General features: G+C 69.9%; 23 protein-coding genes. 10 read left to right on the top strand and 13 right to left on the bottom strand.

The genetic code is table 11. The features are described 5' to 3' along the window. Positions 1 to 246 precede the first annotated feature (246 nt). Together FOY91_RS03115 and FOY91_RS03110 are read right to left on the bottom strand one after the other, a co-directional pair. Entirely contained in the window at positions 247 to 645 is a 399-nt protein-coding gene (locus FOY91_RS03115; protein WP_203234475.1) for a response regulator, read from the bottom strand. After that, positions 642 to 2,600 carry a PAS domain-containing sensor histidine kinase gene (locus FOY91_RS03110; RefSeq protein WP_145148019.1) on the bottom strand — a complete coding sequence of 653 codons (1,959 nt, stop codon included), beginning with the start codon at positions 2,598 to 2,600 and terminating at the stop codon, positions 642 to 644. The genes FOY91_RS03115 and FOY91_RS03110 overlap by 4 nt, the downstream gene beginning before the upstream one ends. Positions 2,601 to 2,825: 225 nt before the next feature. Between FOY91_RS03110 and FOY91_RS03105 the strand changes: the two genes are divergently transcribed. Beyond that, positions 2,826 to 4,235 carry a helix-turn-helix domain-containing protein gene (locus FOY91_RS03105; RefSeq protein WP_145148032.1) on the top strand — a complete coding sequence of 470 codons (1,410 nt, stop codon included), beginning with the start codon at positions 2,826 to 2,828 and terminating at the stop codon, positions 4,233 to 4,235. A gap of 131 nt (positions 4,236 to 4,366) precedes the next feature. Here FOY91_RS03105 and proC read toward each other — a convergent pair whose 3' ends face one another. The 5 genes from proC to FOY91_RS03080 form a co-directional block, all read right to left on the bottom strand. Beyond that, the gene (proC, locus tag FOY91_RS03100) at positions 4,367 to 5,176 is read right to left on the bottom strand and encodes a pyrroline-5-carboxylate reductase (protein ID WP_145148017.1); all 810 of its coding nucleotides are present in this window, start codon (positions 5,174 to 5,176) and stop codon (positions 4,367 to 4,369) included. 3 nt (positions 5,177 to 5,179) lie between these two features. Further along, positions 5,180 to 5,689 carry a type III secretion system chaperone family protein gene (locus tag FOY91_RS03095; protein ID WP_145148015.1) on the bottom strand — a complete coding sequence of 170 codons (510 nt, stop codon included), beginning with the start codon at positions 5,687 to 5,689 and terminating at the stop codon, positions 5,180 to 5,182. A 108-nt stretch (positions 5,690 to 5,797) separates the two neighbouring features. Next, entirely contained in the window at positions 5,798 to 6,109 is a 312-nt protein-coding gene (locus FOY91_RS03090) for an accessory factor UbiK family protein (protein WP_145148013.1), read from the bottom strand. 26 nt (positions 6,110 to 6,135) lie between these two features. Continuing rightward, positions 6,136 to 6,699, bottom strand: coding sequence for a TspO/MBR family protein (locus FOY91_RS03085; protein ID WP_145148011.1), 564 nt, complete (start codon positions 6,697 to 6,699; stop codon positions 6,136 to 6,138). A gap of 75 nt (positions 6,700 to 6,774) precedes the next feature. After that, positions 6,775 to 7,539 carry a TlyA family RNA methyltransferase gene (locus tag FOY91_RS03080; RefSeq protein ID WP_145148009.1) on the bottom strand — a complete coding sequence of 255 codons (765 nt, stop codon included), beginning with the start codon at positions 7,537 to 7,539 and terminating at the stop codon, positions 6,775 to 6,777. Positions 7,540 to 7,674: 135 nt separating this feature from the next. Between FOY91_RS03080 and FOY91_RS03075 the strand changes: the two genes are divergently transcribed. Further along, positions 7,675 to 8,328 (top strand): RBBP9/YdeN family alpha/beta hydrolase, encoded by a 654-nt coding sequence (locus tag FOY91_RS03075; protein WP_145148007.1) that lies wholly within the window; start codon positions 7,675 to 7,677, stop codon positions 8,326 to 8,328. A 414-nt stretch (positions 8,329 to 8,742) separates the two neighbouring features. Next, positions 8,743 to 9,366, top strand: a complete 624-nt coding sequence (locus FOY91_RS03070) for a CAP domain-containing protein (RefSeq protein ID WP_145148005.1) — start codon at positions 8,743 to 8,745, stop codon at positions 9,364 to 9,366. 365 nt (positions 9,367 to 9,731) lie between these two features. On the opposite strand, the gene dxs is transcribed toward FOY91_RS03070, so the two are convergent. Together dxs and FOY91_RS03060 are read right to left on the bottom strand one after the other, a co-directional pair. Further along, the gene (dxs, locus tag FOY91_RS03065) at positions 9,732 to 11,651 is read right to left on the bottom strand and encodes a 1-deoxy-D-xylulose-5-phosphate synthase (RefSeq protein WP_145148003.1); all 1,920 of its coding nucleotides are present in this window, start codon (positions 11,649 to 11,651) and stop codon (positions 9,732 to 9,734) included. Positions 11,652 to 11,730: 79 nt separating this feature from the next. Then, complete coding sequence (locus tag FOY91_RS03060) at positions 11,731 to 12,231, bottom strand: Fur family transcriptional regulator (protein WP_145148001.1); 501 nt, start codon at positions 12,229 to 12,231, stop codon at positions 11,731 to 11,733. Positions 12,232 to 12,337: 106 nt separating this feature from the next. Here FOY91_RS03060 and FOY91_RS03055 point away from each other — a divergent pair, with 106 nt between their 5' ends. Continuing rightward, the gene (locus FOY91_RS03055) at positions 12,338 to 12,583 is read left to right on the top strand and encodes a DUF2171 domain-containing protein (protein ID WP_145147999.1); all 246 of its coding nucleotides are present in this window, start codon (positions 12,338 to 12,340) and stop codon (positions 12,581 to 12,583) included. A gap of 37 nt (positions 12,584 to 12,620) precedes the next feature. On the opposite strand, the gene FOY91_RS03050 is transcribed toward FOY91_RS03055, so the two are convergent. Further along, positions 12,621 to 13,214 carry a glutathione binding-like protein gene (locus FOY91_RS03050; RefSeq protein ID WP_145147997.1) on the bottom strand — a complete coding sequence of 198 codons (594 nt, stop codon included), beginning with the start codon at positions 13,212 to 13,214 and terminating at the stop codon, positions 12,621 to 12,623. A 404-nt stretch (positions 13,215 to 13,618) separates the two neighbouring features. Here FOY91_RS03050 and FOY91_RS03045 point away from each other — a divergent pair, with 404 nt between their 5' ends. Genes FOY91_RS03045 through FOY91_RS03025 form a run of 5 tightly spaced genes read left to right on the top strand, consistent with a single transcriptional unit; the run spans position 13,619 to position 18,322 of the window. After that, complete coding sequence (locus FOY91_RS03045; protein WP_145147994.1) at positions 13,619 to 14,524, top strand: histone deacetylase family protein; 906 nt, start codon at positions 13,619 to 13,621, stop codon at positions 14,522 to 14,524. Next, positions 14,517 to 15,056 carry a 2'-5' RNA ligase family protein gene (locus FOY91_RS03040; protein ID WP_145147992.1) on the top strand — a complete coding sequence of 180 codons (540 nt, stop codon included), beginning with the start codon at positions 14,517 to 14,519 and terminating at the stop codon, positions 15,054 to 15,056. Before FOY91_RS03045 ends, FOY91_RS03040 begins: the two co-directional genes overlap by 8 nt. A 42-nt stretch (positions 15,057 to 15,098) precedes the next feature. Next, complete coding sequence (locus tag FOY91_RS03035; protein WP_145147990.1) at positions 15,099 to 15,419, top strand: polyhydroxyalkanoic acid system family protein; 321 nt, start codon at positions 15,099 to 15,101, stop codon at positions 15,417 to 15,419. 37 nt (positions 15,420 to 15,456) lie between these two features. Beyond that, a complete protein-coding gene (locus tag FOY91_RS03030; RefSeq protein WP_145147988.1) occupies positions 15,457 to 16,443 on the top strand; it encodes a DUF481 domain-containing protein in 987 nt (328 codons plus the stop codon). 55 nt (positions 16,444 to 16,498) lie between these two features. After that, positions 16,499 to 18,322, top strand: a complete 1,824-nt coding sequence (locus tag FOY91_RS03025; RefSeq protein ID WP_145147986.1) for a DUF885 domain-containing protein — start codon at positions 16,499 to 16,501, stop codon at positions 18,320 to 18,322. A 57-nt stretch (positions 18,323 to 18,379) separates the two neighbouring features. On the opposite strand, the gene FOY91_RS03020 is transcribed toward FOY91_RS03025, so the two are convergent. Then, positions 18,380 to 18,979, bottom strand: coding sequence for an OmpA family protein (locus FOY91_RS03020; RefSeq protein ID WP_145147984.1), 600 nt, complete (start codon positions 18,977 to 18,979; stop codon positions 18,380 to 18,382). Between the two features lie 233 nt (positions 18,980 to 19,212). Between FOY91_RS03020 and FOY91_RS03015 the strand changes: the two genes are divergently transcribed. After that, positions 19,213 to 19,956, top strand: coding sequence for a metallophosphoesterase family protein (locus FOY91_RS03015; RefSeq protein WP_145147982.1), 744 nt, complete (start codon positions 19,213 to 19,215; stop codon positions 19,954 to 19,956). A 402-nt stretch (positions 19,957 to 20,358) separates the two neighbouring features. Here the strand turns inward: FOY91_RS03015 and rpsI are convergent, their stop codons facing one another. Together rpsI and rplM are read right to left on the bottom strand one after the other, a co-directional pair. Next, a complete protein-coding gene (gene rpsI, locus FOY91_RS03010) occupies positions 20,359 to 20,928 on the bottom strand; it encodes a 30S ribosomal protein S9 (protein ID WP_145147980.1) in 570 nt (189 codons plus the stop codon). Beyond that, complete coding sequence (gene rplM / locus FOY91_RS03005; protein ID WP_145147978.1) at positions 20,928 to 21,407, bottom strand: 50S ribosomal protein L13; 480 nt, start codon at positions 21,405 to 21,407, stop codon at positions 20,928 to 20,930. Before rplM ends, rpsI begins: the two co-directional genes overlap by 1 nt. Between the last annotated feature and the right edge of the window lies 1 nt (position 21,408).

Here is a 21,408-nt window from a genome sequence, read left to right as displayed (position 1 = left end):
ACCATGGCGGCAGGCGCCGGCGCGGCGAACCCGGCGAACAGCAGCGCGAGCGCCCTCATCGCCATCCGCTTCCCCGCTGCGCGTTCCCGTTCCCGCTCCATGGTGCGATGCTACCCCGCTTCGCGCGCCTGCGGTATCGCGTTTCTCGCGATCACGCGGCGAAGGGGCGGCAGCGCAGCGCCGGCCGTTCAGGCGAGGCCTTGTGCGGCCTGCGTCGACCGTCCCGAACGCGGCATCGATCCCGCCTCAGCGATCGCCGGTCCCGCCGTCGCGCCCGCGCACCCGCGCCGCCAGGCGGCCGAGCGCGGCGGCCAGCACCGCCGCGCCATAGGGCTTCTTCACGATCTCCACCCCGGTGAACGCCTCCACCGGCGCGCCGCTGCCGTAGCCGGTGGTGAACACGAACGGGATGCCCGCCTGCTGCAATGCCGCCGCCACCGGCAGGCTCGTCTCGCCGTTCAGGTTGATGTCCAGCATGGCGATGTCGAACTGCCCGCGGGCGGCCAGCACCTCGGCTTCGGCGAGGCTGGCGGCGCTGCCCGCCACCACGCAGCCCATGTCCTCCACCAGATCCTCGGCGGTCATCGCGATGATCGGTTCGTCCTCCACGATCAGCACGCGGGTGCCGGCCTCGGGGCCGGTCACGCCCCCACCCTGTCGTCGTGCGCGGGCAATGGCGCGTCGATCCGGCAGGAAAGGCCGGGCCCGGCGAAGGCCACCGTCACCCGCGCGGAAAGATCAGCCGCCAGCGCGCGCTCGACCATGCGCAGGCCGAAGCCGCGCCGTTCGGGGGCGGTCACCGCGGGGCCACCGCTCTCCTGCCATTCGATCAGCAACCGATCTCCTTCCGTCCACCAGCGTACGTCGACCCGCCCGGCCGGGGCGGAAAGCGCACCATGATGCAGCGCATTGGTGGACAGTTCGTGAAGAGCCATCAGCAGCGACACCGCGGTCTTGGGCTGCAGCCGTACCGCCGGCCCCGCCGTCGATACACGCGTGCCATATCCCTCGAACGGATGGGTGCCGCCGGCGACGACCTCGTCCAGCGTCGCCCCCTCCCATTTCTCGCGGGTCAGCAGATCATGGGCCGACGCCAGTGCCGCGAGCCGCGCCTGAAAGGCGGCCTGCGCCTCGGTCAGCGGCTTGTCCCCCTTGAAGCTCTGCGAGGCCAGGCCCTGCACCATCGCCAGCACGTTCTTCACCCGGTGGTTCAGCTCGTCGATCAGCCGGCGCTGCTCCAGTTCGTGGCGGTGGCGGTCGGTCACGTCGCGGGCGATGGCGTGGAGGCCGATGGCCGCGCCGTCACCGTCACGGGCGAGGGTCGAACTGATCTCCCAGTGCAGCCGCCGCCCCTCGGGCGCCTGCACCTCGACCTCGTACCGGGTGGTGCCACCGTCGGCGAGCTTGCGGCGGAGCATCGCGGTGGTGCGGGCAAACTCCTCGGGGGCGATGAACGTGCCGATCGAGCGGCCGACCAGCGCCTGCGGCGATGCGCCCAGCGCGAGGCCGGCGGCGGGATTGGCACCGGTGATGACCTGATCGAGATCGGCGGTGAACACGATGTCGTTGGCCTGCTCGAAGATCAGCCGGGGGCGTATCTCGCTCTCGCGCAGGGCCCGCTGCGCCTGCGCCCGTGCCCGTTCCTGCCAGATCCGTTCCGCGACCAGGCCGAGCAGCCGCTCGTGATGATCGGTCCAGCCACGGGGGCGGTCGTCGTGCACGAAGATCGCGGCGGCATAGGCGCCGCCCTTCAGCACCGGCACCACCAGCCCGGCGCGGATGCCGGCAGCGCCATAGCGCGCCGCGACCGGGCGACCGGCAACGCGCGGATCCTCATGCGCATCCGCCACCGCGAACATCCGGCCGTCGGTCAGCGCCCGGTGCAGGTCGTCACCGAACGCCCCGAGGCGGTGGGGGCCGGAAAGATCGAGCACCGCCTCGTCACGCCGCCAGTTGGCGACGATGTCGAGGGTGCCGGCGGCATGGTCGATCTCGCCATAACCCACCCGTGCCGCCCCGAGGTGCGGACCGAGCGTGGCGAGCGCCATGCGGGTGATGGCCTCGGCATCGTCCAGCAGGCGCATGCGGTCGCCCAGCCCGAGCAGCAGGGCGTCGCGCTGGCGGTCGAACACGCGCGCCGTCACCTCGTGACCCTGGTTCAGGATGCCGACGACCCGCCCGTCCTCGCCGGTGATCGGGGTGAAGCTGTAATCCCAGTAGCTTTCCTCCAGCTGCCCGGCGCGCGTCATCGGCAGCAACTGGTCGCTGACGGCATAACCGTGGCCGGTCGCCAGCACCTCGGCCAACTGCGGGCCGACGATCGGCCAGATGTCGGGCCACACCTCGCGCGCCGGGCGGCCCAGCGCATCCGGGTGGCGACGGCCCGGTACAGGCGCCCAGCCGTCGTTGTAGAGCAGGGTCAGCTCCGGCCCCCAGTAGATGCACATCGGGAACGCCGAGTTGAGGCACAGCCCCAGCGACACGCGCAATGCCGCCGGCCACGTCTCGGGCGGGCCGAGGGGGGTGGCGCTCCAGTCGAACGCGCGTATCCGCGCGCCCATCTCCCCGCCGCCCGACGGAAGGGTGACACGCTCAGCCATCTCGCCCGCCCGCGTCACCGCCCCCGATCACTCTGCCCACCGATCATGCATAAACAGCCGCCTTAACCTGTATTGACCATTTTGGTTCCAACCATCCCCGGCACCGGGCTGCCTGACGCACCGGACCGGGCGCGAACCTTATGTCGGCGCTTGTCGCGTTGTCGGTAACGCGACAAGGTACGGGGCCAGCCGGTGTTTGGTTCCGGCGGCGAGCGGGGTGGCATGATGGCCGAGCAGAAGATCTTTGCCGGCCACCGCATCCGCCGCCTGCGCCGCGCCGCCGGGCTGACGCAGGCGGCGATGGCCGTGCGGATCGACATCTCGCCCAGCTACCTGAACCTGATCGAGCGCAACCAGCGCCCGTTGACCGCCGCGCTGATGCTGCGGCTGGCCGATGTGTTCGATTTCGATCCGCGCACGCTGGCGGCGGACGAGCCGGGCGGTGGCGGCGAGGCGCTGCGCCGTCGCCTCGCCGATCCGATGTTCGCCGATCTTGGCATCGATCGCAGCGAGGTGGAGGAATGGCTGGCCGCCGCCCCCGGCGGCGCGGAGGCGTTCGCCCGCGTGTTCGACCGGCTGCGGGAGGGCGGCGAGGGCGGCGGCGGCATCGGCCCGGCGGCGGGCGGGGAGGACGACGCGATCGCCCCGGTGCGCCGCGAGATCGAACGCTGGCGCAACCATTTCGCCGATCTGGACGCCGCCGCCGAGACGCTGGCCGACGACCTGCGGCTGGACGACGCCGACCTCTACGGCGCCATCGCCGAGCGGTTGCGGGTGAAGCACCGCATCGCCATCCGCATCCTGCCGATCGACGTGATGCCGGATCGGCTGCGCCGGCTCGATCTGCACGCGCGCCAGTTGCAGTTGTCGGAGATGCTCGATCCCGCCTCGCGCAATTTCCAGGCGGCGTTCCAGCTCGGCCAGCTGGAGGCGCGGGCCGAGGTGGAGGCGCTGGTCGCCGGTGCCGCCTTCGGCCAGCGCACCGCCGAGCGGCTGTTCCGCCGCCACCTGCTCGGCTATTTCGCCGCTGCGCTGCTGATGCCCTACGATCGCTTCCTGCGTGCGTGCGAGCGGACCGGCTACGATCTCGACCTGCTCCGGCGCCGCTTCAATACCGGGTTCGAGATGATCGCCCACCGGCTGACCACGCTGAGCCGGGTCGGCGCGCGCGGGCTGCCCTTCTTCATGCTGCGGATCGATCGCGCGGGGCAGGTGTCCAAACGGTTCGCCGGCGCCTCGGCCGCGCCGATGGTGGAGGCACAGGCACGTTGCCCGCTGTGGCGGCTGCACCATGCGTTCGACCGGCCGGGCGAGGTCGCGCGCCAGCTCGTCGAGCTGGAAGACGGGACCCGATGGTTTACACTCGCCCGGACGGTCAGGCCGCAGGTCCGCTCACCCGATGGCGTGCGCGCCGAGTTCGCGATCGGGCTGGGTGTTGTCGCCGATCATGCCACGCCGCTGGCCGACGCGCGCGGGATCGACCTGAAGAACGGCGCCGCGACGCCGATCGGCCTCGGCTGCCGCCGCTGCACCCGCATCGACTGCCCGCAACGCGCCGCCCCGCCCGCCGGCCGCCCGCTGACGCTGAACGACCGCGAGCGCGGGCTGACGCCGTTCACCTTCGTGGGGGAGTGAGGCGGCGATCATCGCGCCGGCCTTACGGACCAGACGGTATTTTAGGAGGCTATAAACCGGCTGGCGTAAACCCTGGAACGGGATGACGGCTTCGGCAATTCAGCGGGCCGCCCAGCCCCGGCGGACGCCGGCTAGCCCCTTGCCGCCGCCGCCAGTTCGGCGTTGCGCGCCGCCGAGGCGGCCAGCGTGGCGCGCAGCAACGCTTTCAGCGTATCGCCTGCATCCAGCACGTTCATCCCCTCGCGGGTGCTGCCGCCGGGGCTGGCGACGCGATCGGCCAGCACCGCCGCCGGCTCGCCTGCCGCCGCCGCCATGATCGCGGACCCCTCCACGGTCGCCAGCGCCAGCCGCGCCGCCTGATCCGCCGGCAGGCCCAGTGCCGCGCCCGCATCCGCCATCGCCTCGACGAAGCGGAACAGGAAGGCCGGGCCGCAGCCGGACAGCGCCGTCACCGCGTCGAACAGGTCCTCGCGGTCGATCCACTCGACCAGCCCGAGCGGGGCAACCAGCGTCTCCGCCAGTGTCCGCCCGCCGGTGTCGAGCCGCTCGCCATACAGCGCCGTCACCCCCCGGCCGATCGCCGCCGGCAGGTTCGGCATCGCGCGCACCACGCCGGCGGGGCGGGGGAAGCGGCGGCGCAGCGAGGCGATCTCCACCCCGGCGAGGATCGAGACGAGCGTGGTTTCCGCCGCCAGCATCGGCGCCAGCCCGGGCGCCACGGAATCGAGCAATTGCGGCTTCACCGCCAGAACCACCACCGCCGGCACCGCCCCATCGGGCGGCGGCGCGGCGAGGACCGTCACGCCGTCAGGCAAGCCTTGCACGGCGGGATCGATCACCACGATCGTGGCGGGATCGCGGCCCGCGCCGATCCAGCCGCGCAGCATCGCGCCGCCCATGTTGCCCGCGCCGATCAGCCACAGCGGTCCGTCCGTCGCCATCGCCTAGGCCTCGCCCTGCGTTTCGATCAGCGCGGCGGCGATCGCCTCCTGCGGCGTCTTGTCGGCCCACAGCACGAACTGGAACACCGGGTAGAAGCGCTCGCACTCGTCGATCGCGGCCTCCACCAGCGTCTCGGCCTGCTCGATCGAAAGAACGGGGTCGGCATTGCTGTCCAGCAGGGCGGCATGACGGAACAGCAGCATCCCGGAGGACGCCCACATCTCGAAATGGCCGATCCACAGCTGCTCGTTGATGAGGCCCAGCGTCTCGTAGATCGCCGGGCGCTTGTCCGCCGCCACGCGCACATCGGGCAAGGCGAGGAACTGGAGTACGCGATCCTCGTCGCGCCATACCGCGCGCAGCTCGTACTGGGTCCAGCTGCCCTGGAAGTTGGCGACGATCTCCTCGTCGCCGGTCCGCTCGAAGCTCCAGTTGTGCGCCGAAAAATAGCTTTCGAGCATGTCGATCGGCGCACCGGCGTCGCGTTCCTGCTCGAAGTCGTCCACCGTCATGCGCGTCCCTTTTCCGCCAACCGGCGCCACGAGCCTAGGGCGGTCATCGCGGCGCTGGCAAGCGGCGCCACGGAAACGCGGCGATATTGCTGTGGATGAAGCGCCGCCTCAGGGATAATCGACACCGGGGATCGCCGGCCCGGCGCCGGCCCCGTGCGCCGGGTCGATCGCATCCCGCGTCGCCTTGCCTTCCAGCGCATCGAGGCGCTCGCGCAGGGCGGTCGCTTCGTCGCGCGCGGCCGCCGCCATCGCCTTCACCGCCTCGAACTCGTCCCGGCTGACGAAATCCAGCCCGCCGATCCATTCGCGTGCCTTGGCCCGCGCGCCGGCCTCCGCCTCGCGGCCCACCCCGGCGAAGGTGCCGGCGGCGCCGTTCACCAGCTTCACCAGATCGTCGAAAAAGCGATTGTCGGACTGCATCGGGTGTCTCCGGGAAAGCGAAAGGATCAGAGGCTGATCTGGGTGTGCGCCGGCTCCCGCGCAAGCGTCTCGGCGCCCGGATTCGCCTGCATGATGGCGAAGTTGAGCGCGGCGGCGAACAGCAGCCACGCCAGATAGGGCAGCATCAGCGTGCCCGCCACCGGGCGGATCCGGGCGAAGGCCAGCGTCGTGACGGCGACCAGAACGATCAGCACGAGGATCAGCGCGAGTGCCGCCGTCACTTGGTGGGCGGCGAAGAAAATCGGCGACCAGGCGAGATTGAGCGCGAGCTGGACGAGGAACAGGCCGATCGCGCGACCCCGCCGCCGCGCGCCGCGCGCCGCCACGATCATGGCGAAGGCGAAGCCGATCAGCACGTACAGGATCGTCCACGCCAGCCCGAATGCCCAGCCCGGCGGCATGAACGACGGTTTGACGAGCGCATCGAACCATGGATTGCCGAACCCGGAATTGGCCAGCCTGCCGGACAGGATGCCGAGCAGCAGCACCGCCGGCACGATGACGATCGCCCAGCGCAGGAAGGCCATGCGCAACTGCTGCTTCGAGGCGATCTGGCCGTATCCGCTCATCGTCACCCCTGTCTCGCCCACGACCCTCGGGGTTCTGCCCTTTTCGGCGTGATCCTGTCCAGCCGTGTCACCCGGTCATCCGTGATCGGCGGGTGGCCGGTCGCCGGTGCGGTGCGCGGCGACGAGGAATTCGACATTGCCTTCCGGCCCGGTGATCGGGCTTTCGACGATGCCGGCCACCGCCCAGCCGGCCCCCGTCAGCCACGCCGCCACCTCGTCGCACACGCGGGCGTGGACGGCGGCATCGCGCACCACGCCGCCCTTGCCGATCTCGTCGCGTCCCGCCTCGAACTGCGGCTTGATGAGCGCCATCAGCCGGGCGGCGGGCGCCGCCAGATCGAGCGGGGTGGCGAGCACCTTGGCGAGGCCGATGAAGCTGGCGTCGCACACCACCAGATCGACCGGCTCGGGGATCTCGGCGCGGGTCAGGTGGCGGGCGTTGGTCTGTTCCAGCACGATCACGCGCGCATCCTGCCGCAGCTTCCACGCCAGCTGGTTGGTGCCCGAATCCACCGCATACACCCGCGCTGCCCCGCCGGTGAGCAGCACATCGGTGAAGCCGCCGGTGGAGGAGCCGACGTCCATCGCCACCGCGCCGCCCACGTCCCAGCCGAAATGCGACAGGCCGTGCGCCAGCTTCACGCCGCCGCGCGAAACCCAGGGATGATCGCGCCCGCGCAACGACAAAGGCGCGTCGATGGGGAGCGCCTGCCCGGCCTTGTCGATCCGCCGATCGCCCGAGAACACCAGTCCGGCGAGGATCAGCGCCTGCCCGCGCGCGCGGCTTTCGACGAGGCCGCGCTCGACGAGCATCTGATCGGCACGGAGCGTTTTCGCCATGCCGGCGCCATGCACCATCGCTTTGCCTTGTTGAAGCCGCAATCGGCCGCCGCCCTCTTGTCAACCGATCGTATAGACATAACATCCTCGCAGCGAATCGGTGCCGTGCCGACGGCTTGAGCGGGGAGACGATGGATGGCGCAGGCAGCTTCCGATTTCAGCGGCAGGCCGCTGATCCTTACCGTGCCGGGCCTCCACGGTTCCGGCCCCGGCCACTGGCAGACCCTGTGGGAGCAGACGCGCAGCGATACCGCGCGGGTGGACCTTGGCCTGTGGGACAGCCCGCGCCGCAACCCTTGGGTGACGAAGCTCGATCAGGCGATCCGCACCAGCCAGGCGCCGGTGATCCTCGTGGCGCACAGCCTCGGGTGCCTTGCCGTCAGCTGGTGGGCGGAACTGGCCGGGCAGCCGTGGGGCTGGCCGGTGGCGGGCGCGCTGCTGGTGGCGCCGCCCGATGTCGATCGCAGCGCGGCCTGCGGCGAGATCCGCGGCTTCGCGCCATCGCCGCGCACGCTGCTGCCGTTCCCCTCGATCCTCGTCGCCAGCGACGACGACCCGCACGCCTCGATCCAGCGCAGCTTCGACATGGCGCGCGACTGGGGCAGTCATTTCGTCGATGCCGGCCCGCAGGGGCACATCAATGCCGAGAGCGACGTCGGCCTGTGGCACGAAGGGCAGGCGCTGCTCGACCGGCTGATCGGTGCCGCCGAAGGACCGATGGCGCACGGCAGCGGGTTCGCCGAGGTACAGGCGCTGATCGCGCGCGATCCGGCGCGCGCCGGGGCCTGACGGCGACCTTGTTCGACCGGCCGGTCACGGAACGGGACGGGCCGGAAGCCGCCTGAACCGGCCGCGATCCCGTAGCGGCACAAAAGTTCCCATAAAAAGACACCGAAACGGCTGGAAACGGCGGCCCTAGGGCGGTGCATGGCGACCATCAGGCGCTTTTCGCCGGGATCAAGGCCGAATCCGGCTAAATCGGGCGCGTGCGTTTGACGATCGCCAAAGCTGTCAAGCCGTAACTGCGTCCGTCTTCCGCAAATCGTTAACCCCTACCCGGTAACAGGGTGAACAGATTACTGGTGTCCGGTTCCGAATCGATGGCGGTCGCAGGCTCTCTCGTTCCGGATGGAGCCTCGACCCGCGATCGACCGCCAAGCGGCCGCACCGTTCTCTGGGTCAACATGGTTGCGAGGGCGAAAAATGAAGCTTGTCCGGTATCTCGTCAGTGCTCTGATCGTGCTCGCCCCCGCTGCCGCTCAGGCCAATTCCACCGAAGACGGCGTGCTGGCGGAGATCAACCGCGCCCGCACCGATCCGGCCGGTTTCGCGGCCGATCTGGAGCGGCTGCGGCAGAGCTTCGATCGGGCGGGGGAGTATGAAAGCCTCGGCGCGCGCGTGCGCTTCATGTCCTACGAGGGGCGCGCGGCGGTGGACGAGGCGATCCGCTTCCTGCGCCGCCAGCGCCCGTTGCCGCCGCTGCGTCGTGGCCAGCTGCTTGCGGCGGCCGCCACCGATCATACGCGCGAGCAGGGGCCGCGCGGCATGTTCGGCCACGCCTCGCTCGACGGCACCATGCCCGGCGACCGGGTGATGCGGCGCGGCGGGGGCGATTATGTCGCCGAGACGATCGCCTACACCACGAATTCGCCGATCGATGTCGTCGCCGGGCTGATCGTGGACGACAACGTACCCGATCGCGGCCACCGTGCCGTGATCTTCGACGAACAGTATCGCTATGCCGGCGCGGGTTGCGGGCCGCATACCCGCTGGGGCTTCATGTGCACGGTCGATTTCGGCCGCACGCCGGACGGCAGCTACCCCTGAGCCTTCGCGGGGCCGCCGACGCATCGGTGGCCCCGATGACCTAAGGGGCGACCCTCCACGCTCATCCAGGGGAGCCATCGAGCTTGCCGACATGGCGTCTCGAAGGAGGGTGGAAGCCGCGTCCTTCGAGACGGGTCTTCTACAAGCTCAGCCCCTCCTCAGGATGAGCGGACATTCAAGACCGGTTTCAGCTTTCGCCGGCATCCCGATCGATCCAGCCATATCCCGCCCTTGTGTCGAGCGAAGTCGCGACACGGAGCGTTATGTGCGTGCCGCCCCTCTCGACTTCGCTCGGGGTATGGTGGTGGGAACCGGATTCCCGGTCCGTCTCTCAGGACAAGAGGGTCGGTTTCCCGACGCCAGATTCATGCCCGCGCTTCGGCCACGCCCACGCTGTTGCGGCGCAGCGCCGTCAGCACCGACGCGACGATGCCGTCGGCATCAAGCCCGGCCTCGGCATATTGCTTCTCGGGCTTGTCGTGATCCTGAAACGCATCGGGCAGGCGAAGCGTGCGCAGCCGGAGGCCACCATCGATCAGCCCCTCGTCGCTCGCCAGCGTGAGCACGTGCGCGCCGAGACCGCCGACCGAGCCTTCTTCCACCGTCACCGCCACCTCGTGCGTGGTGAGCAGGCGGCGGATCAGCGCCTCGTCCAGCGGTTTGGCGAAACGCAGGTCGGCGACCGTGGTGGACAGCCCCTGCGCGTCGAGCCGGTCCGCCGCCTTCAGCGCCTCCTCCAGCCGGGTGCCGAGCGAGAGGATCGCCACCTTCTTGCCCTCGCGCACGATCCGCCCCTTGCCGATCGGCAGCGCTTGCGGCGCGGGGATGGCGACGCCGGTGCCGTTGCCGCGCGGATAGCGTACCGCGATCGGCCCGCTGTCGTGCAGCGCCATTGTGTGCACCATGTGGGTCAGCTCGGCCTCGTCAGCCGCCGCCATCACCACGAAATTGGGCAGGCTCGCCAGATAGGTCACGTCGAAGCTGCCGGCATGGGTCGCCCCGTCCGCTCCCACCAGCCCGGCGCGGTCGATCGCGAAGCGGACGGGCAGGTTCTGGATCGCCACGTCGTGCACCACCTGATCGTAGGCGCGCTGGAGGAAGGTGGAATAGATCGCGCAGAACGGCCGCTGCCCCTGCGCGGCCAGCCCGGCGGCGAAGGTGACGGCGTGCTGCTCGGCGATGCCCACGTCGAAGCTGCGCGTCGGGAACGCCTTGGCGAACTTGTCCAGCCCGGTGCCGCCCGGCATCGCGGCGGTGATCGCGCAGACCGTTTCGTCGCGCGTCGCCTCGGCGATCAGCGCGTCGGCGAACACGTTGGTGTAGCTCGGCGGCCCCGGCGGCGCCTTGGCCTGCACGCCCGAGACGACGTCGAACTTCTGCACGGCATGATATTTGTCCGCCGCCGCCTCGGCCGAGGCATAGCCCTTGCCCTTCTGCGTCACGACGTGGACGAGGATCGGCCCCTCGCCGGCATCGCGCACATTCTCCAGCACGGGCACTAGATGGTCGAGATTGTGGCCGTCGATCGGGCCGACGTAGTAGAAGCCAAGCTCCTCGAACAGCGTGCCGCCCATCGTCATGCCGCGGGCGAACTCGTCGGTCTTGCGCGCGGCATCGTGCAGCGGGCGGGGCAGGCGCCGCGCCACCTTCTTCATCACGTCGCGCAGCGAGAGGAACGGGCGCGACGACACGATACGGGCGAGCGAGGCGGACAGCCCGCCCACCGGCGGCGCGATCGACATGTCGTTGTCGTTCAGGATCACCACCAGCCTGTTGCCCGCCTGCCCGGCGTTGTTCATCGCCTCATAGGCCATGCCGGCGGACATCGCGCCGTCGCCGATCACCGCGATGGCCTTGCCCGGCCGGTCCGCCAGCTTGTTGGCCACCGCAAAGCCCAGCGCCGCCGAGATCGAGGTGCTGCTGTGCGCCGCGCCGAACGGATCATATTCGCTCTCGGCCCGGCGGGTGAAGCCGGAGAGGCCGCCGCCCTGCCGCAGCGACCGCATCCGCTCTCGCCGGCCGGTCAGGATCTTGTGCGGGTAGGCCTGGTGGCCGACATCCCAGATCAGCGTGTCGCGCGGCGTATCGAACACATAATGCAGCGCCACCGTCAGCTCGACCACGCCAAGCCCCGCGCCCAGATGCCCGCCCGTCACCGAGACGGCCGACACCATCTCCTGCCGCACCTCGGCCGCAAGCTGGGTGAGCTGTTCAGGGCGCAGGCGACGCAGCGCCTCCGGCGTCGGAACCTGATCGAGCAACGGGGTGTCGGGGTGGTCGGCCATCGGAACGCGGAATCCTTTCGCCGCTCGCCCTAGACCAAACTCCCGAGCGGGTAAAACAGGCGCATGGCGCGGCGGAAGATCAGGCGGCGGCGCAGCCGGCACACAGCCCGCGGACCTCGATGACCGGGCGGCGCGGGGTGAAACCGCCGGCGACCGCCGCATCACGCACGCCCGCCGTGATCGCGTCGTCGTCGATGTGCGTCACCTGCCCGCATTTGTCGCACACCAGGAAGATGCAGTCGTGGCGGCAATCGGGGTGGGCGTTGGCGATATAGGCGTTGGCCGTCACCCCCCGCCGCGCCAGGTTCTTGGCGACGAACAGGTCGAGGATGCGATAGACACTGTTGGCCGCCACGCGCCGCCCCTCGCTGCGCGACACCGCCTCCGCAACATCGTAGGCGGAGGCCGGACGATCGAACCCGGCCAGTTCCTCGAACACGACCGCGCGCATCGCGGTCCACTGCTCGCCGGCGCGCTCCAGCGCGGCGCGGGCGGCAACGGCGAGCGACTCGCCGCGATGGACGACGTGCGCGTGGCCGGCGGCGGCCGGGGGACGGGGTGCTGCGGAAGAATGGGCCATGACCGAGAATAGGCCGCGCGCGATCCCGCGACAAGCGACGCTCTCGCCGGACGGGCCCGAACCCGGCCCCGTTCGTTATCCCGGTTCAACCACAGGAGACGATGCGATGGCGGATCTGGCAGCGATCAGGGAACATGCCGAGGTAATCGGCGCGGATGGTGTCCACGTCGGCACCGTCGACCATGTGCGGGGCGACCGCATCCAGCTGACGAAGAAGGACAGCGGGGAGGGCGGCCACAAGGGCCACCATCACTTCATCTCCGGCGGCCTCGTGGCGATGGTGGAAAGCGACGGGACGGTGCGTCTCTCCGCCAATGCGGCGGTGGCGGTGACGTTCGAGGAAGAAGCCTGACCGGGGGCGGGGCGGCAGCGATGCCGCCCCGCACGCCTCATCCGAGTTTTTCTTCTGCGAGCGCCTTTGCTACCGCCGGATGATCCCGCAGCGCGGCATAATAGGTCGCCAGCCCGGCTGGCAGATCCAGACCGAACTTCTCCCTGGCCCAGAACAGCGTGACGAACAGATAGCAGTCCGCCACGGTCAGCCCGTCGCCGATCAGGAAGTCGCGCCCGCCAAGCTGCTGCTCCATCAGCGCGAACCGCTTGCCGAGCGTTTGCTTCGCCTCGTCCTTTTCGGCCTCGCTCGCCGCCGGGTTGAACAGCGGCTTGAAACTCTTGTGCAATTCGGTGGAAATGAAGGCGAGCGTTTCAAGCGTGCGCCAGCGCGCCATGCCCTCGGCGGGGAACAGGGCGGGCATCAGCGAGCCGACATAGCTCAGCACCGCGATGTTCTCGGTAAGGATCGCGCCATCGTCCAGCTCCAGCGCCGGAACATACCCCTTGGGATTGATCGCGCTGAAATCCGCGCCGTTTTCGGTGGTCTTCGCCTTCAGGTCCACCTTTTCAAGCGTATGGGGCAGATCGCCGGCGTTCAGCGCGATATGGGTGGCGAGGCTGCACGCGCCGGGGGCATAATAGAGTTTCATGGCCGCTCCTTCGATCGATGACGGGAAAACGCTGGCCCGCCATGACGGTTGCGCCGGGCGCGGCCGACCCGGTCATGTTGCTGAAAATGCAATCGCGTTCATGTTTTTCGCACTTGCAACAATCCGTGTTGCGGCGCACAACGCAAGTGCCTTTCAGGCATCCTCTCCTAAACTTCGGGGCTGGTTCTACGGAACCGGCCCTTTTTTTTCGAGTCGAGTTGCGTTAGGGAGCAATCGCTACCGACGAGTCGTCAAGAATATATGAGAGGAGCCGCCGGTCAAAACCGGCACATGGCTCGGTGGTGGCCGGGGGGATCGAGCGACGCTGGCGCTCTCCCCCACAATCGCGATTTCTCGGATCATCGCCTGCTTGATCGGCCGCCCGGGCGACGCATATCGGCTCCATGGCCATCCCCGTCGTCCACCACGCCGACTACATCACGCCGCCCAACCCGGCGACCCGCTACCGCTGGAGCAAGAACCAGATGGTGCGCGATCTGCTGCGCGGCGAGGGAATGCGGATCGAATGGATCGAGCCGCCGGCGATGCCGCTGCACTGGATCGCGGCGGTGCACGATCCCGCCTATGTCGCCGAGGTGGTCGGTGCCTCCGTGCCGAAAGAGAAGGAACGGCGCATCGGCTTCGCGGTGAACGAGCCGGTCGCCCGCCGGGCCGTGAGGGTGCCGGGCGGGACGTGGACGGCGGCGCTGACGGCGCTGACGCGCGGCTATGCGGTGAACATCGCGGGGGGCAGCCATCATGCGCTCCACGACACCGGCGCCGGCTATTGCGTGTTCAACGATCTGGCCATCGCCGCGCACCGGCTGGTGACGGAAGGGGCGGTGGCGCGCGTGCTGGTGGTGGATTGCGACGTGCATCAGGGCGACGGCACCGCCCGCCTCACCGCCGACATGGCCGGCATCGCGACCTATTCGATCCACGCCGCCAGCAATTTTCCCGCGCGCAAGGCCACCTCCACGCTGGACGTGCCGCTGCCGGACCGGACGAGCGACACCGCCTATCTCGCCGCGCTTGAGGCGACGCTGGTGCCGCTGCTCGACAGCTTCCGGCCGGACCTGATCCTGTATCAGGGCGGGGTCGATCCCTATGAGGGCGACCGGCTCGGCCGGCTGGCGCTGACGGAACGCGGGCTGGACGCGCGCGACCGCTTCGTCGCGCGGGCCGCGCGATCGCGCGGGGTGCCGGTGGCCGGCACGCTGGGCGGGGGCTACGGCACCGACATTGCCGAGGTGGCGGCGCGCCACGTCCGCTCGATCCTCACCTTTGCCGGGGCCTATGCCGATGCATGACGACGATACCGGCACCGACGGGATCGAGGCCGCGCCGATCATCGTCTCGGCGCTGTTCGGGCCGGCGGACTTCGCCTGGCTGGACGGGCTGCGCCGCACGCATTTCCCGCCCGACCGCAACGTGATCGCCGCGCACCTCACGCTGTTCCACCACCTGCCGCCCACGCTGCTGCCTGAACTGGCCGGGCGGCTGAAGACGGCGACGTCCCGCATCCCCCGGCCGGAGGCGATGATCGACCGGGTGATGTCGCTCGGTCGCGGGGTCGCGCTGGGGGTGCGCAGCCCGGCGCTGCTGGCGATTCGCGCCGAACTGGCGGATGCGTTCACCGGCTGCCTCACCCCGCAGGACCAGGCCGGCTGGCGCCCGCACGTCACGATCCAGAACAAGGTGCCGCCCGCCGAGGCCAGGGCGTTGCAGACGGCGCTCTCGGCCGGTTTCTCGCCCCGGCCGCTGGTGATCGCCGGGCTGGCCGCGCACCATTATCGCGGCGGGCCGTGGCAGACGATCGCCCGTTACCCGTTCTCCGGCTGAGGCGGTCTATCGTCGGCGCGGCGATCGGGGCTAGAAGGGCGGATGAGCAATCCCACGATCATCGACATTCCCCACAAGCTCGGCCGCGACGAGGCACGCCGGCGGATGAAGGCGCGTATCGGCGAGCTGCCCGCGCACATCCCCGGCGGTGTCGCCGAGGTGAAGGCGCAGTGGCCGGGGGAGGACCGCATGGCGCTGGAGGTGAAGGCGCTCGGCCAGGCCGTCTCGGCCACCGCCGACGTGGCGGACGACCATATCCGCGTGAGCCTGATCTTGCCGCCGATGCTGGCGATGTTCGGCGGCAAGATCGCCGAGGTGGTGGCGCGCAAGGGCGGCACGCTGCTGCTCGGGCAGGACGGCTGAGGCCGGCCCGTCCGATTGATTCCGGGGAGACCGGCGCATGTTTCTGTTCCTGCCGATGCTGCTCGACGCGCCGATGCAGGCGCCGACCCAGCCCATCCTGGTGATCGCCCCCGCGCCCGAATTCGTGCCGGTGATCGAGGGACCGCCCGCGCCGCCGCCGCCGCCTGCGCGGTTGCCCGATGCGGTGCGCAGCCTGATCGAGGCCGCGACCGCCGGCGGCGACGCGGCGGCGGTCGAGACGATCATGCGCTACGCCCGCCAGACCAACCCGGAAACGATCGCGCAGATCGACGCGCTCGACGCCGAGTTCGCGGCACGCCAGGCGGAGAAGCAGGCGGCGGCGGCGCGCGCCCGCGCCGATGCGCTGGCGAGCACCGCGCTGCTGGACAACTGGAAAGGCGAGGTGGAGGCCGGCGGATCGCGCTTTACCGGTAACAACGCCGGCTTCGGCCTGTACGGCGCGGTGAACCTGACGCGCGAGGGCCTGCGCTGGCGCAACACGCTGAACGGCCGGTTCGATTACCAGCGCACCAACGGCGAGACGGTGACCGAACGGGGCAACGCCGCGTGGCAGCCGAACTACAAGATCGGTGACCGGCTCTACGCCTACGGCATCGCGCAATATGAGCATGACCGGCTGCTCGGCTATACCGATCGCTACACCGGCGGCGCGGGCATCGGCTATCGCGTCGTGGCCGGGCCGACGCTGCGCGTGGATTTCGAGGGTGGGCCGGCGCTGCGCCACACCGATTTCGTCGAGACGGGCGCCGTCACCCGCATCGCCGCGCGGGCCTCGCTGGGGGTGCGCTGGGCGATCGCGCCGACGCTCACCTTCGTGCAGGATGGCGCGCTGTTCGTGGAGCAGGGCAACAACAACGCATCGGCCACCACCTCGCTCGATACGAAACTGATCGGCGCGCTGAAGGCCCGGCTGTCGTACAACGTCACCTACGAGCGCGGCGCGCTGGCAGCGAGCGATACGCTCGACACGATTACCCGCGCCACGATCGCCTATTCGTTCTAGAACGCGGGCAATCGCCCCGAACGAGGGGTTCCGAATGAAATCAGGGGAATAGCTCATGGATCGTCGCGCCTTCGTGACCGGAAGCAGCGCCGCCGCGCTCGCACTCGCGCTGCCGGCAACACCGGCCTCCGCCGCCGCCACCACTGCCGCCACGCCGGGCGATGCCCGGCTGAACGCGCTGTTCGACCGGATCATGGACGGCATACTCACCCGCTCACCCGAGTTCGCGACTTCGCTGGGGCTGGACAAGGGCACGCATGCCGAGGCGCGGCGCCGGCTGGACGACGCCTCGGACGAGGGGCTGCGGCGCAATCTGGCGCAGACCAAGGGCTGGATCGCCGAACTGGAGGCGATCCCCGTCGCCGGCCTGTCCCCTGCCGCCGTGCTCAACCGCGAGGTGATCCTTGAATCCCAGCGGCTCGACACGGTGGCGCCGGAGCGGTTCGGGCTGGACTCGGTGATCCGCCCCTATCGCATCTTCCAGCAGGGCGGCGCCTATTATAACACCCCCGATTTCCTCAACGACACCCATGTGATCGCCACGAAGGCCGATGCCGAGGCGTACCTCGCCCGGCTGGAAGCGTTCGCGGTCGTGCTCGATCAGGACACCGCCGTGCAGCGCGCGCGGGCGACGCGTGGCATCATCGCGCCCGATTTCGCGCTCGATCTCACACTGGCGCAGATGCAGCGCCTGCGCGCCGCGCCGGTGGCGGAAAGCCAGCTGGTGCGCTCGCTCGCCGATCGCGCAAAGGCCAAGGGCATCGCCGGAGAGTGGCAGGCGCGCGCGGCAGGCATCGTCACCGCCCGGATCCACCCTGCGCTCGACCGACAGATCGCGCTGGTGGGCGACCTGCGCCGTCAGACCCGCCCCGGCGCAGGCGTGTGGCGGCTGCCCGACGGCGAGGCGCTGTATGCGGCGGCGTTGGCCGAGGCGACCACCACCACCCTCTCGCCCGAGGAGGTGCACCGGATGGGGCTGGCGCAGGTGGCAGAACTGTCCGCCGAGCTGGATCGCATCCTGAAGGGGCAGGGCCTGACCAAGGGCACGATCGCCGAGCGGCTGGGTGCGCTGAACCGCGATCCGGCACAGCTATACCCCGATACGCCGGCGGGCCGGGCCGAGCTGATCGCCTCGCTCAACCGGGGCGTGCAGGGCATGGCGGCGAAGCTGCCGCGTGCGTTCGGGCACATCCCCGGCGCCCCGCTGGAGATCCGCGCAGTGCCGGTGGAGATCCAGGACGGCGCCTCCAACGGTTACTACAAGAGCGCGGCGCTCGATGGATCGCGCCCGGCGATCTACTTCATCAACCTGAAGGAGGTGGCGGACTGGCCGAAATACAGCCTGCCCTCGCTCACCTATCACGAGGCGCTGCCCGGCCATCACCTGCAGATCAGCATCGCGCAGGGGTCGGGCGATATCCCGCTGCTGCGCAAGATCGGCTTCTACGGCGCCTATCTGGAAGGCTGGGCGCTCTATGCCGAGCAGCTGGCGGACGAGCTTGGCGGCTATGCGACGCCGCTGGAACGGGCGGGCTACCTCCAGTCCTTCCTGTTCCGCGCCGCGCGGCTGGTGGTGGATACCGGCATCCACACCAAGCGGTGGGATCGCGAGAAGGCGACCGATTATATGGTCGAGACGGTCGGTTTCGTCCGCCCGCGCTCGCAGCGCGAGGTGGAGCGGTACTGCACCCAGCCCGGGCAGGCCTGTTCGTACAAGGTGGGCCATGCCGCCTGGCTGCGCGCGCGGGCGGGGGCGGAAAAGACGCTGGGCAAGCGCTTCGACATCAAGCGCTTCCACGAGGTGCTGGCGGACGGTGCGATGCCGCTGACGCTGCTGGAACGGGTGGTGACGGAGCGCACGGCCGCGCAGGCAGGCTGACCGCTCTCGACGGATGGCCGGGCGGCCCGGGGATCATCACCCCGGCCGCCCGCACCGCTACATCGCGAGGGTCGCGATCACCCGCCGGTTGGCGCCCGAGTCTGCGGGCATGTCCGGCAGCGGGCGGCGGGCGCCATAGCCTTCCAGGTCGAGGCGCGATCCGTCGATCCCGGCGGCCACCAGCGCCTCGCCCACCGCGCGGGCGCGGCGGCGGGACAGATCGAGATTGGCGCTATCGCCGCCCACCGAATCGGTATGCCCCTCGATCCTGATGCGGCGATCGACGATGCGCGGATCGCGCAGCGCGGCAGCAAAGGCGCCGGCGCGCATCCGGTCCGCCGGGGTCAGTTCGGCCGAGGCGAACACGAAGCCGATACGCAGATCGTAGCGGCCGGTGGCCGGGGCGGGCGGCGGCTCGGCCGGCTTTTCCTGAAACGAGAAGCCGCGCGTGTTCGTCACCCGGCCGCCGCGCGCCGTGGGCGGGGCGACCGCCTCGGACGACGGGCAACCGCTGAGCAACTGGCACACGATCGCATCGGGCGAATCGATCTCACCGGCGGCCGGCACGGCGGCGGCGGGCGACGCGCCGCGTGCCATGCCCGGCGTACCGAGAACGAGTGCCGCCACCGCCGCCCAGCATCCGATTACCCGCCACATTGCCGCGCCCTCCCCGGGGAACACCGCCCGGATCGACCGGACAACCGACGTTCGCGAGAAACAGGCATAGGGTGACCGGCGGGGCCGTGACCCCGCCGCCTGCCGCGACGCAAGATCCGCTATAGACATATTCGTTCGAGATCCTGTGACTCAGATCATAGCCTGTGCGGACCGGCACGCCGTCGCCCGCGCCGCGTGGCGGAACCGGCGGGGGGCTGCGGCTTTGATGAGGGATGACACGCACCCGCATCTTCCACGTCTCCGACCTCCACTTCGGCCGGGAGGACGAGGAAGCGATCGCGTGGTTCTCCGAACGCGTCGCCGCCGAGACGCCCGACGCGGTCGTCATCACCGGCGATCTCACCATGCGCGCGCGTTCGGCCGAATATGAGGCCGCGGGCGCATGGCTCGCCACGCTCGGCGTGCCGGTGACGGTGGAGCCGGGCAACCACGATCTGCCCTATCACAACCCGATCGCCCGCATGTTCTGGCCCTATCGCCGGTTCGACCGGATCGAGCGCGCGTTCGAGAAGCCGCTCGATCTGCCCGGCCTGTGGCTGGTGCCGTTGAAGACGACGGCACGGGCGCAATGGCGGCTCAACTGGTCGTGGGGCGTGGTGAGCAAGCGGAGCCTCGCCGAGGCGGTCGAGCGGCTGCGGCTATGCCCGCGCGGGAGGCTGGCGCTCGTCACCTGCCACCACCCGCTGACCGACGAGGGCGCCTCCGAAGGGCATGGCGAGACGCTGCGCGGGATCGAGGCGCTGCACACGCTGGCGCAGGCCGGGGCCGATGCGGTGCTGAGCGGCCACGTCCACGATCCGTTCGACGTAATGTGGAACGCCGATGGTACGCCGCTGCGGCTGATCGGCGCCGGCACGCTCTCCGAACGGCTCCGCACCGCCGCCCCCTCGTTCAACGAATTGACGATCGAGAACGGTGCGCTGGATGTGCGCGTGCGGGAGATGGCGACAGCGTGACCTCGCCAGAAGCTGAACCGGATCGACCGACGGGGTAACGACCGACGCCTTGAAAATGCGTCACCCCAGGCCCGTTCCGGGGGCGATTATTGAACGAGCAACACGCCGCGAAGCCTTCGACACAACGCTGCCGGCGCGCGGACCCGGAACAGGTCCGGGGTGAATATGGGGCAGGTTTCGTCGCGAGATGTCGATTTCGACGCCCGGCTATCGACCGTCCGCCGATCATCGGGCGTCGGCCCGCCGGGGCTGGCAGGTCCAGCGCGGGACGGCTGGTCTTCTCCCTGAGCGTTTCGGCAGGACGCAGCACCCGTGGCCGTGCGGCAGGCACGGCCGCCACCGAAACGAAAAGGGCGGCCCCGCCTGCGCAGAACCGCCCTTTTCGGAAAGAGATGGTAAGATTTAGCGCTTCGAGAACTGGAAGCTGCGGCGGGCCTTCGCCTTGCCGTACTTCTTGCGCTCCACGGCGCGCGGATCGCGCGTGAGGAAGCCCGCTGCCTTCACCGGGGCGCGCAGCACCGGCTCGTAACGGGTCAGCGCCTGGCTGATGCCGTGCTTAACCGCGCCGGCCTGACCGGAAAGACCGCCGCCCTTCACCGTGCACACGATGTCATACTGACCCGCGCGGTCGGCGACGCCGAACGGCTGGTTGATGACGAGGCGCAGCGTGGGGCGTGCGAAATAGACTTCCTGATCGCGACCGTTGATCGTGATCTTGCCCGAACCCGGCTTCAGCCAGACGCGGGCGACCGCATCCTTGCGGCGGCCGGTGGCATAGGCGCGGCCCTGCGCGTCGATTTCCTGCTCGCGCAGCGGCATCGTCGGCAGCGGCGGGGCCTCGTAGGCGGGTGCCTCGTCGGTGCCCTGTGCGTCGTCGGTGGCAGAATAGGTGTCGGTCACGGGGGCAGCGGCGGGGGCCGGCGCGTTGGTCAGCGCGGCGAGGTCGCTCAGCGACTGGCGGTTATCGGACATCAGGCGCCCACCTTGTTCTTGCGGTTCATCGCCGCGATATCGAGGATCTCGGGGTTCTGCGCGCCGTGCAGGTGCTCGGTGCCGGAGAACAGGCGCAGGTTGCGCATCTGCTCACGACCGAGCGGGCCGCGCGGGATCATGCGCTCCACGGCCTTTTCAAGCACGCGCTCGGGAAAGCGGCCTTCGAGCACCTTGGCCGGGCTGGTTTCCTTGATGCCGCCGGCATAGCCGGTGTGCTTGTAGTAGCGCTTGTCCTGCATCTTGCGGCCGGTGAAACGCACCTTGTCCGCATTGATGACGACGACGTTGTCGCCGCAATCGAGGTGCGGGGTGAAGCTGGCCTTGTGCTTGCCGCGCAGGATGTTGGCGATGATGCTGGCGACCCGGCCGACGACGAGACCCTCGGCGTCGATCAGGAGCCACTTTTTTTCCACGGTCGACGGGGTCGCCGACTTCGTGGTCTTCATGAGCGCTTTCATG

Source organism: Alterirhizorhabdus solaris (genome assembly GCF_007785815.1).
Lineage (GTDB): Bacteria > Pseudomonadota > Alphaproteobacteria > Sphingomonadales > Sphingomonadaceae > Alterirhizorhabdus > Alterirhizorhabdus solaris.
The sequence above is the reverse complement of the archived record's forward strand: the minus strand, read 5'-3'. Positions and strand labels throughout refer to the sequence as shown.

Bases quoted from the DNA above. Each gene is read 5' to 3' on its own strand.
- FOY91_RS03110 (WP_145148019.1), bottom strand. From the start codon at position 2,600: ATGGCTGAGCGTGTCACCCTTCCGTCGGGCGGCGGGGAGATGGGCGCG.
- FOY91_RS03105 (WP_145148032.1), top strand. From the start codon at position 2,826: ATGGCCGAGCAGAAGATCTTTGCCGGCCACCGCATCCGCCGCCTGCGC.
- proC (WP_145148017.1), bottom strand. From the start codon at position 5,176: ATGGCGACGGACGGACCGCTGTGGCTGATCGGCGCGGGCAACATGGGC.
- FOY91_RS03095 (WP_145148015.1), bottom strand. From the start codon at position 5,689: ATGACGGTGGACGACTTCGAGCAGGAACGCGACGCCGGTGCGCCGATC.
- FOY91_RS03090 (WP_145148013.1), bottom strand. From the start codon at position 6,109: ATGCAGTCCGACAATCGCTTTTTCGACGATCTGGTGAAGCTGGTGAAC.
- FOY91_RS03085 (WP_145148011.1), bottom strand. From the start codon at position 6,699: ATGAGCGGATACGGCCAGATCGCCTCGAAGCAGCAGTTGCGCATGGCC.
- FOY91_RS03080 (WP_145148009.1), bottom strand. From the start codon at position 7,539: ATGGCGAAAACGCTCCGTGCCGATCAGATGCTCGTCGAGCGCGGCCTC.
- FOY91_RS03075 (WP_145148007.1), top strand. From the start codon at position 7,675: ATGGCGCAGGCAGCTTCCGATTTCAGCGGCAGGCCGCTGATCCTTACC.
- FOY91_RS03070 (WP_145148005.1), top strand. From the start codon at position 8,743: ATGAAGCTTGTCCGGTATCTCGTCAGTGCTCTGATCGTGCTCGCCCCC.
- dxs (WP_145148003.1), bottom strand. From the start codon at position 11,651: ATGGCCGACCACCCCGACACCCCGTTGCTCGATCAGGTTCCGACGCCG.
- FOY91_RS03060 (WP_145148001.1), bottom strand. From the start codon at position 12,231: ATGGCCCATTCTTCCGCAGCACCCCGTCCCCCGGCCGCCGCCGGCCAC.
- FOY91_RS03055 (WP_145147999.1), top strand. From the start codon at position 12,338: ATGGCGGATCTGGCAGCGATCAGGGAACATGCCGAGGTAATCGGCGCG.
- FOY91_RS03050 (WP_145147997.1), bottom strand. From the start codon at position 13,214: ATGAAACTCTATTATGCCCCCGGCGCGTGCAGCCTCGCCACCCATATC.
- FOY91_RS03045 (WP_145147994.1), top strand. From the start codon at position 13,619: ATGGCCATCCCCGTCGTCCACCACGCCGACTACATCACGCCGCCCAAC.
- FOY91_RS03040 (WP_145147992.1), top strand. From the start codon at position 14,517: ATGCATGACGACGATACCGGCACCGACGGGATCGAGGCCGCGCCGATC.
- FOY91_RS03035 (WP_145147990.1), top strand. From the start codon at position 15,099: ATGAGCAATCCCACGATCATCGACATTCCCCACAAGCTCGGCCGCGAC.
- FOY91_RS03030 (WP_145147988.1), top strand. From the start codon at position 15,457: ATGTTTCTGTTCCTGCCGATGCTGCTCGACGCGCCGATGCAGGCGCCG.
- FOY91_RS03025 (WP_145147986.1), top strand. From the start codon at position 16,499: ATGGATCGTCGCGCCTTCGTGACCGGAAGCAGCGCCGCCGCGCTCGCA.
- FOY91_RS03020 (WP_145147984.1), bottom strand. From the start codon at position 18,979: ATGTGGCGGGTAATCGGATGCTGGGCGGCGGTGGCGGCACTCGTTCTC.
- FOY91_RS03015 (WP_145147982.1), top strand. From the start codon at position 19,213: ATGACACGCACCCGCATCTTCCACGTCTCCGACCTCCACTTCGGCCGG.
- rpsI (WP_145147980.1), bottom strand. From the start codon at position 20,928: ATGTCCGATAACCGCCAGTCGCTGAGCGACCTCGCCGCGCTGACCAAC.
- rplM (WP_145147978.1), bottom strand. From the start codon at position 21,407: ATGAAAGCGCTCATGAAGACCACGAAGTCGGCGACCCCGTCGACCGTG.